Origin of the sequence: Stenotrophomonas sp. GbtcB23, assembly GCF_019091045.1 — a bacterium.
In the GTDB taxonomy this organism is placed as follows: domain Bacteria; phylum Pseudomonadota; class Gammaproteobacteria; order Xanthomonadales; family Xanthomonadaceae; genus Stenotrophomonas; species Stenotrophomonas rhizophila_A.
Genome location: NZ_JAGXKC010000005.1, coordinates 1 through 15,992, shown reverse-complemented (window position 1 = coordinate 15,992; position 15,992 = coordinate 1). Strand labels below are relative to the sequence as shown.

Annotated in this window: 4 protein-coding genes; 2 read left to right on the top strand and 2 right to left on the bottom strand. The window is 69.6% G+C overall.

What is annotated here, in order from left to right:
• Positions 1 to 106: 106 nt before the first annotated feature.
• Positions 107 to 8,752, bottom strand: a complete 8,646-nt coding sequence (locus tag KVS69_RS03365; protein ID WP_217536923.1) for an ESPR-type extended signal peptide-containing protein — start codon at positions 8,750 to 8,752, stop codon at positions 107 to 109.
• A 460-nt stretch (positions 8,753 to 9,212) separates the two neighbouring features.
• Positions 9,213 to 13,097 carry a phosphoribosylformylglycinamidine synthase gene (gene purL / locus KVS69_RS03360; protein ID WP_217536920.1) on the bottom strand — a complete coding sequence of 1,295 codons (3,885 nt, stop codon included), beginning with the start codon at positions 13,095 to 13,097 and terminating at the stop codon, positions 9,213 to 9,215.
• A 310-nt stretch (positions 13,098 to 13,407) separates the two neighbouring features.
• Here purL and KVS69_RS03355 point away from each other — a divergent pair, with 310 nt between their 5' ends.
• On the top strand, positions 13,408 to 15,510 hold the full coding sequence (locus KVS69_RS03355; protein WP_217536919.1) for a glycosyl hydrolase family 18 protein: 2,103 nt from the start codon (positions 13,408 to 13,410) through the stop codon (positions 15,508 to 15,510).
• Positions 15,511 to 15,776: 266 nt separating this feature from the next.
• Positions 15,777 to 15,992: hypothetical protein (locus KVS69_RS03350; RefSeq protein ID WP_217536916.1), on the top strand; the 216-nt coding region annotated here is incomplete at its 3' end.

The following is a 15,992-nucleotide window of genomic DNA, read 5'->3' as shown; positions in this document are numbered from 1 at the left end:
TGGATCAAACGACTGTTCAGGCCAACACTCCATGCGGAAACCCCGGCCGGCCCTGGCCAAGGTCTCCGTGACCCGCCCCCTCAGGCCTTGCATTGCATCGGACGCGTTACCAGCCGAAGCCGGCACCCACGCCCACCGAGCTGTCATCACTGCTGAATGCGCCGCCGACAGTGACCGTGGCGCGGTCGCTGAGGGCACGCTGGTAGCCCAGCGACAACGCCGACTCGCCGCTCTGGAAGCCGACACCGACACCGACGCGGTTCTGCGTGCGGATGCCCGCGGCACTGGTGGCCATGTTGAGCATCGCGGCGTTCATCGCGCCCTGGCGGTCGATGCGACGGTCCTGGTGGCGCAGGCGTTCATCGATTTCACCCTTGTAGATGTCGAAGCTGTCGGCCATCGCGCTGTAGCGCTGGTCGGTGTAGCTGTTGGCGGTGGCGATGCCACCGTCCAGCTGGCCCTTGTTGACCGCATCGGTGGCCGCGCTGCCGGCGGCCACGTTGGTGACCTGGCGTTCGGCACCGACGGCACCCACCGAGACCGTGTCGGCGCGGTCGGCGACCGAGCCCTGGCCCAGTGCGACCGAGTTGGCGGCCGTGGCGCTGGCCCCCTGCCCGATCGCGGTGGCCGAGGCCCCGCTGGCCACGGCACCGTCGCCCATCGCCACCGAGGTGACCGGTGCGACGACGGCCGCGACCGGCTGCGGTGCACCGACACTGGCCGCGGTCGGCGTGCCCTGCACGACCGGGGCGTCGGCACTGGCCACGCGGGCGGTGTCGGCGCTGGCGGCGGTGGTTTCGGCCGTGGTCGCCGCCATATCGGCAGCCTCGGGCGTGGCCGCCACGCGGGCGGTGGACACCGACGCGGAGCGCGCACGTGCCGCGTTGCTGCTGCCACCGGCCACGCGCTGGTCGATTTCGCTGACCTTGGCATCCAGCGCCCCGAGCGCGTCACCCACGTTGTTGTAGGTGCTGCCCTGGATCACGTAATTGGGCGCGACGAACACGCCCTGCATGCCGACGCTGGCGCCGCCGCCGAGGAAGCTGGCGGTGTCGGTCAGGGCCTGGAACAGCTGCCCGCCGTTGACGGCCTGGCGGCTGCCGCTGGCGATCGACCCGGTGGCGACGTTGTCCAGGGTGGTGCCCTCCACGCCCGACAGGGTGAGCCTGTCGCGACTGCTGTCGTCGTAGGTCAGCGCGTTGGCGGTCACGTTCTCCACCGAGCCGATGCGGTCGTCGATGTCGCCGACGCGGGTTTCCACGGCGCCCACGCGCTGGTTGGTGGTGTTGAGCTGGCCACCGGTGACCGCATCGGTGCTGCCTGCGGCGACACGACCGGCCGCGACGTTGACGATGCGGCGGGTGGCCGGCGAATCGGTACCGTTGCCGCCACCGACCGAGACCACGTTGGCCTCCACCGCACGCGACCCTGCACCCAGCGCCACCGAGTTGGCACCGGACGCACCGGCAGCGGACCCGATGGCGATGCCGTTGGCGCCGTTGCTGACGAAGGCACCGTTGCCCACGGCCACGCCGTTGGTGGCGTTGGTCGAGGCCAGGCGGCCGACCACGGTGCTGTTGTCACCGCGTGCCGAGGCATCCGCACCGAGCGCCGTGGCGCCGGTGGCCGAGGCGGTGGCCGCGGTACCCACCGCGCTGCTGCGGGTGCCGCTGGCGGTGGCGCCCGAACCGGCTGCCAGCGCATCGGTGCCGCTGGCGTTGGCCACGCCGCTGCCGCTGGCGTCGAAGTGCTGGCCCACGGCATCGGCGGTCGCCGCGACGCTGTCCAGCTGCGCCTTGTTGACCGCATCGGTGGCATTCACTGCCGCACCGACATTGGTGATGCGGCGCGTGGCCGGACCAGTGGTGCCGTTGCCGCCGCCGACCGAGACCACGTTGGCCTCGGTGGCACGCGAGCCTGCGCCCAGGGCCACGCTGCCGGTGCCGCTGGCCCAGGCGCTCTTGCCCAGCGCGGTGGCATTGATGCCGCTGTAGGCGTAGCTGTCCTGGCCGATCGCGGTGGAGCCGGCCGAGGTCGCCCATGCCAACTGGCCGACGGCAGTGGTCTGTGCCGCTGTGGCCCAGGCGCTGGCGCCGCCGGCGAAGCTGTTGGCGCCGCTGGCCTGCGCGCTGTTGCCGATGGCGATGCCATACGCGCCGGAGGCGGTGCTGCCCCAACCGAACGCGGAGGCGTAGTCGCCGCTGGCTTCGGCACCGTAGCCGAGCGCGGTGGTGCGCAGCCCGCTGGCGGCACTGAACGCGCCGACAGCGGTGCTGTAGTCGCTGCCGGCTTCGGCGCTGTAGCCGACGGCGGACGACTGCAGCCCGGCCGAAGTCGCGCCGGCACCGCTGGCGGTGCTGAACACCCCGGTGGCCTGTGCGCCGGCACCCAGTGCGGTAGCGCCGGTGCCGCTGGCACTGGTGGCCTTGTCGAGCAGCACGTTGCCGTTGGCATCTTCGTAGTACAGCGAACCACCGATGGCGGTGGCCGAATCGGCGGTGGCCGAGGCGTTGTAGCCCGATGCCGACGCATAGCGACCCGACGCCAGCGAACCGCTGCCGTAGGCCGACGCACCGGTGCCGAACGCGTTGGACGCTTCGCCTGCCGCCGTGGCATAGGTGCCATCGACATAGCTGCCCACGTCATCGCCATTGCCGCTGCCCGAAGCCTTGAAGTAGCGGTTGGTTTCCTCGGCGGTATCGGCCACCGCGTTGAGCTGGTCGAGGTTGACCGCGTCGGTGCCCTCGGTACCGGCGGCCACGTTGGTGATCTGCCGCTGCGCAGTGGCGGTGCCCACCGAAACGCTGTTGTCGCGGTCCGCGGTGGAACCCGCACCCAGCGCGACGCTGTTGACGCCGGTGGCGGTGGCGCTTTCGCCCAGCGCGGTGGCGCTGGCGGCATCGGCCCACGAATTCCAGCCGACCGCGGTGGCGTAGTCATCGGTGGCCCACGCACCCGCACCGAACGCCGAGGCGCCGGTCCCCGATGCACGCGCCGGGATGAAACCGAAGAAGGTGCTGCCGCCGACGGCGACACTTTCATCGCCGGTGGCCTCGCTGAACTCGCCGACCGCAACCGCGCTGGCACCGGACGCCGTGGCGGCTGCACCGACTGCGGTTGCATAGGCATTGGAGGCGACTGCGCCATAACCCAGTGCCGAGGACAGCTCGCCGGTGGCTTCGCTGTACCCGCCGAACGCCGATGCACCGGCTTCCGACGCCGTGGAGCGGAAGCCGTTCGCCGTGGCCTGCTGGCCCGACGCGATGGCTTCGCTGCCGCCGGCTGTGCTGTACGCACCGGAGGCCTGCGCACCGGCACCCACCGCGCTGGCACCGATCTCGCTGGCGGCGGCACCGTTGCCGATGGCCACGCTGTTTTCGCCGGTCGCCTGGGCCTCGCTGCCCAGTGCGGCCGCACCTTCGCCGGTAGCGAGCGCGTTGAAGCCGATGGCGGTGGCATTGTTGGCCAGTGCGTTGGCACCACTGCCGAGTGCACTGGCGCCATCGCCGATCGCATTGGACGCTTCACCCGCCGCCAGTGCGTTGTCGCCTTCCACATAGGCACCGGCATCGCTGTCGTCGCTGCCGCTGGCCTGGAAGTACTTGCTGGTGGTTTCAGCCACCGCAGCCACTTCCTTCAGCTGAGCCACGTTCACCGCATCGGTGTCTTCGGTACCGGCACCCACGTTGGTGATCTGGCGGTCAATCGCGTCATGGACCACGCCGGCCGCATCGGTCCAGGCTTCGGCCGCACCGACCGATACCGTGTTGGCACGGTCGGCCAGCGTGCCGGCGCCGAGCGCGACACTGTTTTCGGCGTCCTTGGTGGTCCAGGTGTTGCTGCCCACCACGGTCGAGTTCAGCGCCTGCGCGTAGCTGTTGTAGCCAACCACGGTGGCTCCATCTTCGGTGGCCCACGCCTCGCTGCCGACGGCCGTGGTCTGGATGCCCTGGGTGCTGCTGTTGGCATCGGCGCCGGCCAGGGCGTTGAAGCCGACCGCCACGCCGTTCTGTGCGGTGGCCGCGTTGTTGCCCAGCGCCACGCCGTACTCGCCGGCATTGGCCTGCACGCCGAACGCCGCACCGGCCACGTTGGCACGCGTGCCCTGGCCCACTGCGGTGGCTACTTCGTCCGCGTAGCTGTAGGTACCGATCGCGGTGCCGAAGAAGGCAGCCGTGGCGCCCGCGCCGAACGCACTGGCGGCCCAGCCGTCGGCGGTGGCGAAGTTGCCGATGGCCGTGGTTTCGCGACCCAGCGCCCACGCCCCGTACCCTACTGCGGTGGATGCCAGGCCACTGGATTCCGCGCCCGCACCGACCGCCACCGAGCCGAAGCCCTGCGACAACGCGCCGCCGCCAATGGCGATGGCGGCACCGCCACTGGCGGTGCTCAGGTCACCAAGTGCGACCGCGCCCTGCCCGCTGCTGGCCGCGTTGCTGCCGATGGCAACCGCATAATCCGCGGTCGCCGTGGCATTGAAGCCCACTGCCGTCGCCTCGTTGGCAACCACCGTGCTGCCCGCACCCAGCGCGGTGGCGCCGTTGCCGATGGCATTGCTGGCCTCACCGGCCGCCAGCGCATCATCGCCGTCGACGAAGGCACCGGCATCGCTGGCATCGCTGCCGCTGGCCTGGAAGTACTTGCTGGTGGTGGCGGCGGTATCGGCCACGGCGTTGAGCTGGTCCAAGTTGACCGCATCGGTGCCTTCGGTACCGGCGGCCACGTTGGTGACCTGGCGCTCGCTGCCGGCGCTGCCGACCGACACGCTGTCATCGCGGTCGGCGATCGAATCCGCACCGAGCGCCACGCTGTTTTCGCCTTCGGAGGTCGCGGCGTTGCCGAGCGCGGTGCTGTTCAGGCCGGGCGACCATGCACCGCCGCCCACGGCGGTGGAGTAGTTGCCGGAGGCTTCGGTGGGCAGCAGGCCGAACAGCGCACCGCCGATGGCCACGCTGTTGGTGCCGCTGGCCAGGCTGCCCTGGCCGGTGGCGGTGCTGTAGGCGCCGGTGGCTTCGGCGTCGCCACCGAGCGCGACGCTGTTGGAGCCGGTGGCCTGGGCGAAGCTGCCCAGCGCAGTGGCGTTGAACGCGGTTGCCGCGGCATAGCCACCGATCGCGGTGGTGTAGCCGGCGGTCGCTTCCGAGGCGAAGCCGTAGCCGGCCGACAGGGTGCCGCTGACTACGCTTTCCGCGCCCACCGCAGTGGCGCCCGAGCCGCTGGCGGTGCTGTAGTAACCCAGCGCCACCGATTCCTCACCGGCCGCTTCGGACAGCGCGCCGCTGGCGAGGCTGCCGGCGCCCGAGGCGATGCTGGCCGCGCCATTGGCAGTGCTCTGCTCGCCCGAGGCGAGGCTTTCGGCACCGTTGGCGGTGGCGTATTCGGCAGTGGCCTGTGCATCGGCACCGGTGGCGGTGGCATTGCCTGCGCTGGCAAGTGCATTCAGGCCAACCGCGGTGGCGCCATCGGCGAGCGCGAACGCACCGCTACCCACGGCCGAGGCGCCGGTGCCGCTGGCGAAGCTGCTGGAACCCACCGCCGTGGCGTAGTCGCCATCGGTCGCAGCGTTGGACCCGGCGGCCACGCTTTCTTCGCCACCGACTACTGCCACGCCGTCGCCGCTTGCCTGGAACTTGTCGGTGGCGGCCGTGAGCTGATCGACATTCACCGCATCGGTGCCTTCGGTACCGGCTGCGACCTGGGTGATCTGGCGCTGCTGGTCATCATTGCCGACCGACACCGTGTAGGCACGGTCGGCACGCGCGCCGGCGCCCAGCGCCACCGCGTTGGCGGCACTGGCGTTGCTGCCCGCACCGATGCCGATCGCGCTTTCGCCGCCGGCCACGACATTCGTGCCGATGGCGATGGTGTTGATGCTGTTGCCCAGCGCCTGGTAACCCACCGCGACGCTGTTGTCGCCGTAGCCGAACGCACCGCGGCCGAGCGCGGTAGCGCTGTTGCCGCGCGCCCAGCTGTTGTAGCCGATCGAGGTGGCGCCGCTGCCGTCCGCCCAGGCCGCATAGCCGACGGCGGTGGCGTTGGCCTCGGTGGCCCACGCGCTGGAACCGAACGCGGTGGCACCATCGCTGGTGGCCCATGCGTACGCACCGGTAGCGGTGCTCTCGCTGCCGCTGGCGAAGGCGTTGTCGCCCTGCGCCACGCTGTACTCACCCGTAGCGCGCGACTTGTAGCCCTGCGCCAGGCTGTTGTCGCCGGTGGCCTGCGCGCCGCTGCCGTACGCGTTGCTCTGCGCGCCGGTGGCCTGTGCACCTGCACCGACGGCAACGGCATCCTGCGCGGCGGTGGTACCCACCGTCACCGCGTTGCCATCGGCATCCACGATCGGCGAGTTGTACTGGTCGTAGGCCTGGCCGACGCCACCAATGGCGACGCTGCCGTTGCCAGTGGCGGCGACATTGCGGCCCACGGCCACCGTGTCATCGCCCACTGCGGACGCACCGTTGCCCACCGAGGTGGCGCCTGCGCCGATGGCATTGCTGGCCTCGCCTGCAGCGAGCGCGCCGTCGCCATCGGCGAACGCGCCCACGTCGCTGTCCTGCGAGCCGTTGGCCTTGAAGCGGTAGGCGGTGCCGTCCGCGGTCCCGGCGACAGCATCCAGCTGCGCCTTGTTGACCGCATCGGTGGCTTCGCTGCCGGCGGCGACATGGGTGATCTGGCGTTCGTTGCCGACATCGCCGACCGATACCGTGTTGTCGCGCACGGCGGTGGAATTGGCGCCCAGGGCGACGCTGTTGGCGCCGCGCGCGGTGCTGTAGAAGCCGACGGCCGTGCTCAGTTCGCCACTGGCCCAGCTTTCCGCACCGAGTGCAGACGCGCCTTCGCCCGGGGCGTACGCGAAGTAGCCCACGGCGGTGGCTTCGGTGCCGGAGGCTTCGCTGAGCGTGCCGTTGGCCACGGCGTAATCGCCGCTGGCAATCGCACCGGCGCCGACCGCGGTGGCGGCCTCGCCACTGGCCTGGGTGTCGACGAAGAAGCCCAGGCCGGGAATCAGGTCGACCGGACCACCGATGGCGGTGCTGCTGGTGCCACTGGCCGCGCTCTGCGTGCCCACCGCCGTGGCGTAGTCGCCGGTGGCATTGGCCACCGCGCCGAACGCCGACGACTGCGCGCCGGCCGCATAGGCGCCGACGCCATACGACGAGGCGGCAAAGCCCGCCGCTTCCGCGCTGGCACCGACGGCGGTGCCGCCTACGCCGGCGCTGGTGGCGCCGGTATCGACCGGCACGCCGCCGTTGGTGATCAGCGGGTTGCCGTCTTCATCCACCGCAGTGCCGCCCACGGCCACGCTGCCCGGGCCGTTGGCCTGCGCGTTGGTGCCGAAGGCGGCGCTGTTCTGGCCGCTGGCCAGCGCGTTGTAGCCCACGGCGGTTGCGTTCTGCGCCACCGCGGTGGCGCCGCTGCCGAGCGCGGTGGTGCCGGCGCCGAGCGCATTGGTGGCTTCGCCCACGGCCGTGGCGTTGTCGCCGTCGGCAAAGGCGCCTGCGTCGCTGTCGGCGCTGCCGGTAGCCTGCACGTACTTCGCGGTGGTGCCTGCCACCTCGCCCACCTCGTCGAGCTGGGCCTTGTTCACCGCATCACCGGCTTCGGTGCCGGCGGCGACGTTGGTGATCTGCCGTTGCAGGCCGTTGTTGTTGCCGACCGACACGGTGTCCACGCGATCGGCGTAGGAGCCTGCACCCAGCGCGACGCTGCCGACCGCAACCGCTGCGGAGTTGGAACCCAGCGCCGCACTGAAGTCGGCCACCGCCGTGCTGAACGCACCCACCGCAATCGAGGCTTCGCCGCCGCTGCCGGCGCCGCGGCCGAGCGAGGTGCTGCCCGCGCCGATCGCCAGTGCGCCGCCACCAATGGCGGTGGCGCCATCGGCGCTGGCCTCGGCCAGCCCGCCAATCGCGGTGGCTGCGCCGTTTTCGCTGGCGGCAAACGCGGATGCACCCAGCGCCACGTCACCCAGTCCGAACGCCATCGCGCTCTGCCCCACCGCAACGGTGGCGTCGCCGATGGCCAGGCTGTTCTGGCCGAATGCGCTGCCGCCCAGGCCGGCGGCAACGGCATCGCTGCCTACCGCCGTGGTGGCGTTGGCCAGCGCCTGGCTGTTGCGGCCCAGCGCGGTGGCGCCGTCGCCGTCGGCATTGGCACTGGCGCCGGCAGCGAGTGCGCCTTCGCCCTCGATGCGGGCTGCATCGCTGTCGTTGCCTTCGCCGTCCGCCTTGAAGTAGCGCGTTGCGCTGGCGGCCGTTGCAGCGACGGTGTCCAGCTGCGCCTTGTTCACCGCATCGGTGGCCGCAGTGCCGGCGGCCACGTTGGTGACCTGGCGTTCCTTGCCGGCATCACCGACCGACACCGTGTTGGCGCGTGCAGCGCGCGAGCCGGCGCCGAGCGCCACGCTGTTGGCCGCCGAGGCGGTGCTGTTGCTGCCGATGGCCACGGCGTTCGCGCCCGATGCGGTCGCATTGCCATCCACCACGCAGCTGTCGATCACGTTGCTGTTGAGCACCACGCAGTTGGCGTTGCCACCCACTTCCACCGACTGCGCCTGCGCACCGGAGGGCGCGCCGGCCATGCCCAATCCAAGCGTCAACGCAATGGCGGCCGAGAGCACGGCGCCCCCGCGCGTGTCGGAAGATCGTCGCTGATCGATGACCACGCCCGGGGTCTGGCTGCTGGCGAGTTCGGAGGCAACGACCATCTGCCCCAGTGCTTTGTTCCAGACCTTGCGATAAATCCGATTCATCGATGCGACTCCTGGTTGGCTGGTTTTGGGCAAAGCGACGCCAACGCCAGGCCGCGTGGCCCAACGTCCCCTGGGGGCGTTTTCCGCTTGATTTACTGCGTTGTGCCGGATGGCGCGCTATCGGCGCGATCAACGAACAGAGAACTCGCCATCCTTGCGGTTGATTCCGAACTGAATGATTGCAAACTGAGAACTCAGTGTTAACGCACGGTTTCCATGGCGTCAAGACTTTGACAGACGAAAGTGTTCGAACGCGCAAGGCGTCACACATTCGACTATTCATCAACGCATTTTGTTAGATCGATGTGAGCATTCGCCATCACGCGACTTCACACATGTAACGCGCTGTAACTCGTTGGCTGTGCTCGACTTGAACGCCACCGCAAAAAAAACCGCCGAACAGGTCGGCGGTTTTTTTCACTTCTCTTTCACTCGTCTCTCACGCGACGTACACCGGCGTTCAGCCGCACCATACTCTTGCGTTGCGGAACATGCGCAGCCACGGCGAGTCGCCGTTCCAGTCCGCCGGACGCCAGCTCAGGTTCACCGCGCGCGGGGTGCGCTCGGGGTGCGGCATCATGATCGTCACGCGGCCATCGGTGGTGGTCAGGCCGGTGATGCCGTCGGGCGAGCCGTTCGGGTTCAGCGGGTACTGGGTGGCCACGTTGCCGTCGCCATCGACATACCGCAGCGACACGCGGGCGGCGGCCTGGTCGACGGCATTGGCGAACACCGCCTGGCCTTCGCCGTGCGCCACCGCCACCGGCAGGCGCGAACCGGCCATGCCACGCAGCAGGATCGACGGCGATTCGACGATTTCCAGCAACGCGGTGCGGGCTTCGAACTGCTCGCTTCGGTTGCGGCGGAACTGCGGCCAGTGCTCGGCACCGGGGATGATGTCCTTCAGCTGGCTCAGCATCTGGCAGCCGTTGCACACGCCCAGCGCGAAGCTGTCCTGGCGGGCGAAGAAGCCGGCAAAGGCATCACGCAGCGCGCTGCGCTCCAGCACCGAGGTGGCCCAGCCGCGGCCCGCACCCAGCACGTCGCCGTAGCTGAAGCCGCCACAGGCGGCCAGGCCGGTGAAATCGGCCAGGTCCACGCGGCCGGCGATCAGGTCGCTCATGTGCACGTCCACGCTGCGGAAGCCGGCGCGTTCGAAGATGTTGGCCATTTCGATCTGGCCGTTGACGCCCTGCTCGCGCAGCACCGCCACGCGCGGACGCGCGCCGGTGTTGATGAACGGGGCGACCACATCCTCATTGAGGTCGAAGCTGAGCTTCGGCTTCAGGCCCGGCGCGGTGAAGCTGCGCGCGATGGCGCGCTCCTGGTCGGCGTTGTCGGGGTTGTCGCGCAGCTTCTGCATGGCGTGGGTGACCGACCACCAGGCATCGAACAACGCTTCCCAGCGCCATTCAACCAGGCTTTCGCCCTGCAGCGACACGCGCACCACCGGGGCGGTGGTCGGGCGGGCGATGCGCTGGGCACATTCGGTCAGCGCATGGCGCTCGACCAGGTCGGCGAAGGCCGCGCGGTCTTCGCGGGCGATCTGCACCACCGCACCCAGCTCTTCGTTGAACAGGCTGCGGAACGGATCGTCGCCCCACGCATCCAGAGTGATGTCCAGGCCTTGGCGCGAGGCGAAGGCCATTTCGCACAGCGCGGCGAACGCGCCGCCGTCGCTGCGGTCGTGGTAGGCCAGCAGCAGGCCGGACTGGCGTGCGTCGCGGATCAGTTCGAAGAACGCACGCAGGCGCTGCGGATCGTCCAGGTCCGGCACGGCACCGGCGAACGCCGGCAGCGCGCTGTGGTCGGCGTGCACCTGGGCCAGGATCGACCCGCCCAGGCGCTGCTTGCCGGCGCCCAGGCCGATCAGCCAGAGCTCGCTTTCCGTCTCGCGGTCCAGCAGCGGGGTCAGCTGGGTGCTGGCATCGGCCACCGGCGCGAACGCGGTGATCACCAGCGACACCGGCGACACCGACTTGTGCGCCTCACCGGCGTCGTGCCACTGCGCCTGCATGGACAGCGAGTCCTTGCCGACCGGGATGCTCAGGTCCAGCTGCGGGCACAGCTCCATGCCCACTGCGCGCACGGCGTCGTACAGCAGCGCGTCTTCGCCGTTGTGGCCCGCCGCGGCCATCCAGTTCGCCGAGAGCTTCACCGTTTCCAGCGCATCGACCGGGGCCGCGCACAGGTTGGTGATCGCTTCACCCACTGCCATGCGCGCCGAGGCGGCGGCATCGAGCAGCGCCAGCGGGGTGCGCTCGCCGATCGACATCGCTTCGCCGGCCAGCGTATCGAAGCCAGCCAGGGTGATGGCAACGTCGGACAGCGGCAGCTGCCACGGACCGATCATCTGTTCGCGTGCGGTCAGGCCACCGACGCTGCGGTCACCGATGGTGACCAGGAAGTTCTTCGACGCCACCGACGGGTGCGCGAGCACGCGCAGGCCAGCGTCGTGCAGGTCCAGGCCAGCGGTCTTCAGCGACGGCCAGCGCGGCGCCGGCGGGTGCGCGGTGTCGCGGTGCATCTTCGGCGGCTTGCCGAACAGCACGTCCATCGGCAGGTCGATCGGGGCGTCGGCCGGAATGTTGCCGACCGTCGCGCCATAGGCGACCACCAGGCGTTCTTCGGCCGTGGCCACGCCGACCGCGGCGAACGGGCAGCGCTCGCGCGCGCACAGCGCGGCGAACTCGGCCAGGCGCGCCTGCGGCACGCCCAGTACATAGCGCTCCTGCGATTCGTTGCACCACAGCTGCATCGGCGACAGCGACGGGTCATCGGTGGGCACCTTGCCCAGGTCGATCACCCCGCCCACGCCGGAGTCGTGCAGCAGCTCCGGAATCGCATTGGACAGGCCACCAGCGCCCACGTCGTGGAACCAGCGGATCGGGTTGTCCAGACCGAGCGCCACGCAGCGGTCGATCACTTCCTGGCAACGGCGTTCCATTTCCGGGTTGTCGCGCTGCACGCTGGCGAAATCCAGGTCCTCGGCGCTTTCGCCGGAGGCCACCGAACTGGCGGCACCGCCGCCCAGGCCGATCAGCATGGCCGGGCCACCGAGCACGATCACCGCATCGCCCGGCTGCAGCTTGAGCTTTTCGACCTGGACCTGGTCGATCGCACCGAGGCCACCGGCCAGCATGATCGGCTTGTCGTAGGCGCGGGTCAGGCCGTCGCCTTCGGGCAGCTCGAAGCTGCGGAAGTAGCCCAACAGGTTCGGGCGGCCGAATTCGTTGTTGAACGCGGCGCCGCCGAGCGGACCTTCCAGCATGATGTCCAGCGCCGGCGCCATGCGCGGGTTCAGCGCGCGCGGCGCTTCCCACGGCTGCGGCAGGGTCGGGATGCGCAGGTGCGAGACCGAGAAGCCGGTCAGGCCGGCCTTGGGCTTGCCGCCGCGGCCGGTGGCGCCTTCGTCGCGGATCTCGCCGCCGGCGCCGGTGGAGGCGCCCGGGAACGGCGCGATCGCGGTCGGGTGGTTGTGCGTTTCCACCTTGATGCAGAACGCCGAATCGACCACCGCTTCGCTGCGGTACTCACCCGTGGCCGGGTCCGGCCGGTAGCGCGCGGCCGGGAAACCGGCCACCACCGCCGCGTTGTCGCTGTACGCGCTGAGCGTGTGCTGCGGAGTCTGCTGGTGGGTGTTCTTGATCATGCGGAACAGCGAATGGGCCTGGTCGGCGCCATCGATGGTCCAGCTGGCATTGAAGATCTTGTGCCGGCAGTGTTCGGAGTTCGCCTGCGCGAACATCATCAGTTCCACGTCCGACGGCTTGCGGCCCAGCTCGCCGAAGCGCTGGCGCAGGTAGTCGATCTCGTCCTGGGCCATGGCCAGGCCCAGGCGGCGGTTGGCCGCTTCCAGGTCTTCCAGCGCTACCCGCTCCAGCTCGCCACGGGCCGGCGCGGTGAACAGCGCCTGGGCCTGGGCGGCGTCGTCCAGCACCGACTGGGTCATCGGGTCGTGCAGCGCGCGGATGACCGCCTCGCGCGCGGCCGCGTCGGCCGGCCAGCCGGCCAGGTCGATGCGCAGGCCACGTTCCACCCGGCGGATCGGCTGCCCGGCGCCACGCACCAGTTCGGTGGCCTTGCTCGACCACGGCGACAGCGTGCCCAGGCGCGGCACCACGAAGCGGCTGGTTGCCCCGTCCTCGCGTACTGCCGGGGCCGGCTCGGCTTCCAGGATCCGGGTCAGGACCACCGGGTCCGGGGCGGCATCGCCCTCGGTCTGGATGAAGTACACATGCCAGGCACCGGTAATGCGCAGATCGGCGGCCAGGGACTGGAGGCGGGATTCAAGACGTTCGCGGCGGAACGGCGAAAGGGCGGATGCGCCCTCGAGGACCATCATGTCCGGGGAACCGTGGTTGGGAACGGGGCCCACTATTGTACCGGTCCGTGCCGGCCGGTGGTCGGTCCCGGGGCCGGTCGCGGCCGACTCCCGGTGCTCCGCCTGAACGAACCGGCGCCCCGAACCTTGCGCTGGCGCACGGATTGGGCACGCAAACCATGACAACGTTGCCACCACCTGCCCGGCACATCGCCGGCGGGCCCCGCGTCCGCCCCCTCTGCTGTTGCCGGCCTCTCTCACCGGCCCCGGACCTGCTGCAACGCTGGCGACACCCTGCCGCCCAGCGCCCACCACCTGATCGGAGTACGACATGGCTGACCCGATTGCGCGCAGTACGGTGACATCGTTATCTCCCCGCCGCCCCGCCCGGCCCCGCCGCTGGCTGCTGGCCCTCGCCCTGGGTTCGGCGGCCCTGAGCCCCGGCCTCGCCCTGGCCGCCAGTTGTACCGGCGTGCCGGAGTGGAACGGCAACGTGATCTACCTGGCCGGCAGCACACTGCAGAAGGGCGGCGTGCTGTACCGGGCCAACCAGGACATCTGGAATGCCCCGCCCGACCACCCGGCCGGTGCGCCGTACTACACCAACCTGGGCGCCTGCGACAGCGGCGGCAGCAACCAGCCACCCATCGTCAGCCTGACCTCGCCGGCCAACGGCGCCAGCTTCAGCGCCGGCAGCACCATCACCGTCAGCGCCAACGCCAGTGACCCCGACGGCAGCGTGAGCAAGGTCGAATTCTTCCGTGGCGGCACCTCGCTCGGCATCGACACCAGCGCGCCCTACAGCGTGAGCTGGACCAACGCGGCGGCCGGCACCCATACCTTCAAGGCCGTGGCAACCGACAACAACAACGCCGTGACCTCGTCGGCCACGGTCAGCGTGACCGTCAACGCCGCCAGCAACGACACCACCCCGCCCAGCGTGCCGGGCGGCCTGTCGTCGCCGTCCAAGACCGCCACCACCGTCAACCTGGCCTGGAGCGCGGCCACCGACAACAGCGGCGGCAGCGGCGTGGCCGGCTATGACGTGTACCGCAACGGCACCCTGGTCGGCTCGCCCAACGCCACCCAGTACACCGATGGCGGCCTCACCGCCAGCACCGCCTACACCTACGCCGTGCGGGCCCGCGACAACGCCGGCAACGCCTCGGCCCGCAGTGCCACCATCAGCGTGACCACCAGTGCAGGGGGCGGCAGTGGCGGCAACAAGCGCGTCATCGGCTACTTCACCCAGTGGGGCATCTACGGGCGCAACTACCGGGTCAGGAACATCGACACCAGCGGTTCGGCCAGCAAGCTGACCCACATCAACTACGCCTTCGGCAACGTGCGCAACAACCGCTGCGAAGTGGGCGTCACCCAGGCCTCCGACCCGAACACCGGGGTGGGCGGCGATGCGTTCGCCGATTACACCAAGGCATTCCAGGCCGGTGAGAGCGTCAGCGGCAGCGCCGATACCTGGGACCAGCCGCTGCGCGGCAACTGGAACCAGCTCAAGCAGCTCAAGGCCAAGCACCCGAACGTGAAGGTGCTGATCTCGCTCGGTGGCTGGACCTGGTCGCGCGGCTTCTCCAGCGCGGCGCAGCCGGCCAACCGCCAGGCGTTCGTGGCCTCGTGCATCGACGCCTACATCAAGGGCAACCTGCCGGTGACCGACGGTGCCGGTGGCGTGGGCGCGGCGGCAGGCGTGTTCGACGGCATCGACATCGACTGGGAATACCCGGTGGCGTGCGGCATCGCCTGCGGGACACCGGCCGACAATGCCAACTTCACCGCGCTGATGGCCGAATTCCGCCGCCAGCTCGATGCGGTGCGCCCGGGCCTGCTGCTCACGGTGGCGGTCGGTGCGGGCATCGACAAGATCCGCGTGACTGATCCGACGGCGTATCACCCGTACCTGGATTTCATCAACGTGATGACGTACGACTTCCACGGCGCGTTCGATCCGAAGACCGGGCACCATTCGGCGCTGTTCGATTCGCCGGCCGATCCGTCCACCGGTGATGTGAAGCTGTACAACAGCAACGATGCGATGGAAGCCTTCCTCGCCCGCGGGGTGCCGGCCAGCAAGCTCAACCTGGGCATCGGCTTCTACGGCCGTGGCTGGACCAACGTGCCCAACGTCAACAACGGGCTGTACCAGACCGGCACGGCCGCACCGGGCACCTACGAGGCGGGCATCGAAGACTGGAAGGTGTTGAAGAACCTCAACCATCCGGTCTTCACCGACGCCACCGCGCGGGCCACCTGGAGCTACAACGGCACCACGTTCTGGAGCTTCGACACCCCGGCGATGGTGACCGAGAAGATGGGCTACGTGAAAACCCAGGGACTGGGCGGTGCGTTCTTCTGGGAGTTCAGCGGCGATGATACCCAGGGCACGCTGGTGAACACGATCAGCAATGGGTTGAAGTAAGGGGGATCGTGCCCGGGGCCCTCCCACCCCGGGCACGATGTTTCACTGTGATGGCGCGAACGTCTCCAAATGAGCGGTTTCTGCAAGCTGCAATTTTTTGCAGCAATCAGAATGGTGCACTTTTCGCATGCCGCCATCCAAGGCAGGCCACTTCCGACTGAAATCGACGTGCGTGGGACCTCACGCACGCGCTTGAGCATTTTCTGAAAGCAGTAGAGGGCCGCCTTTCAATAATGGCGGTCCTTTCTTTATGGTGCCTTGCATCCATGCGGACCCCTACCGCCCTGCTGCGCATTGGCGCTGCCCTCGGCATCCAGAACGCGAAGAACACTCTCGACACACGGCGTGCACTCAAGACACCGATCCTCACCAAGCTCTCCAACAGCAACAAGGAGTGGAAGGAAACGTGCCAGCAGCGCGGTTTCCTCACTGCTGGAGCAATGCCGCTGTCGTTGTTGTCCATCGGGGCACCAGCGTTGGGC

What these genes read in the sequence shown, in the direction of transcription:
- KVS69_RS03355 (WP_217536919.1), top strand. Translation starts at nt 13,408, where the DNA reads ATGGCTGACCCGATTGCGCGCAGTACGGTGACATCGTTATCTCCCCGC.
- KVS69_RS03365 (WP_217536923.1), bottom strand. Translation starts at nt 8,752, where the DNA reads ATGAATCGGATTTATCGCAAGGTCTGGAACAAAGCACTGGGGCAGATG.
- purL (WP_217536920.1), bottom strand. Translation starts at nt 13,097, where the DNA reads ATGATGGTCCTCGAGGGCGCATCCGCCCTTTCGCCGTTCCGCCGCGAA.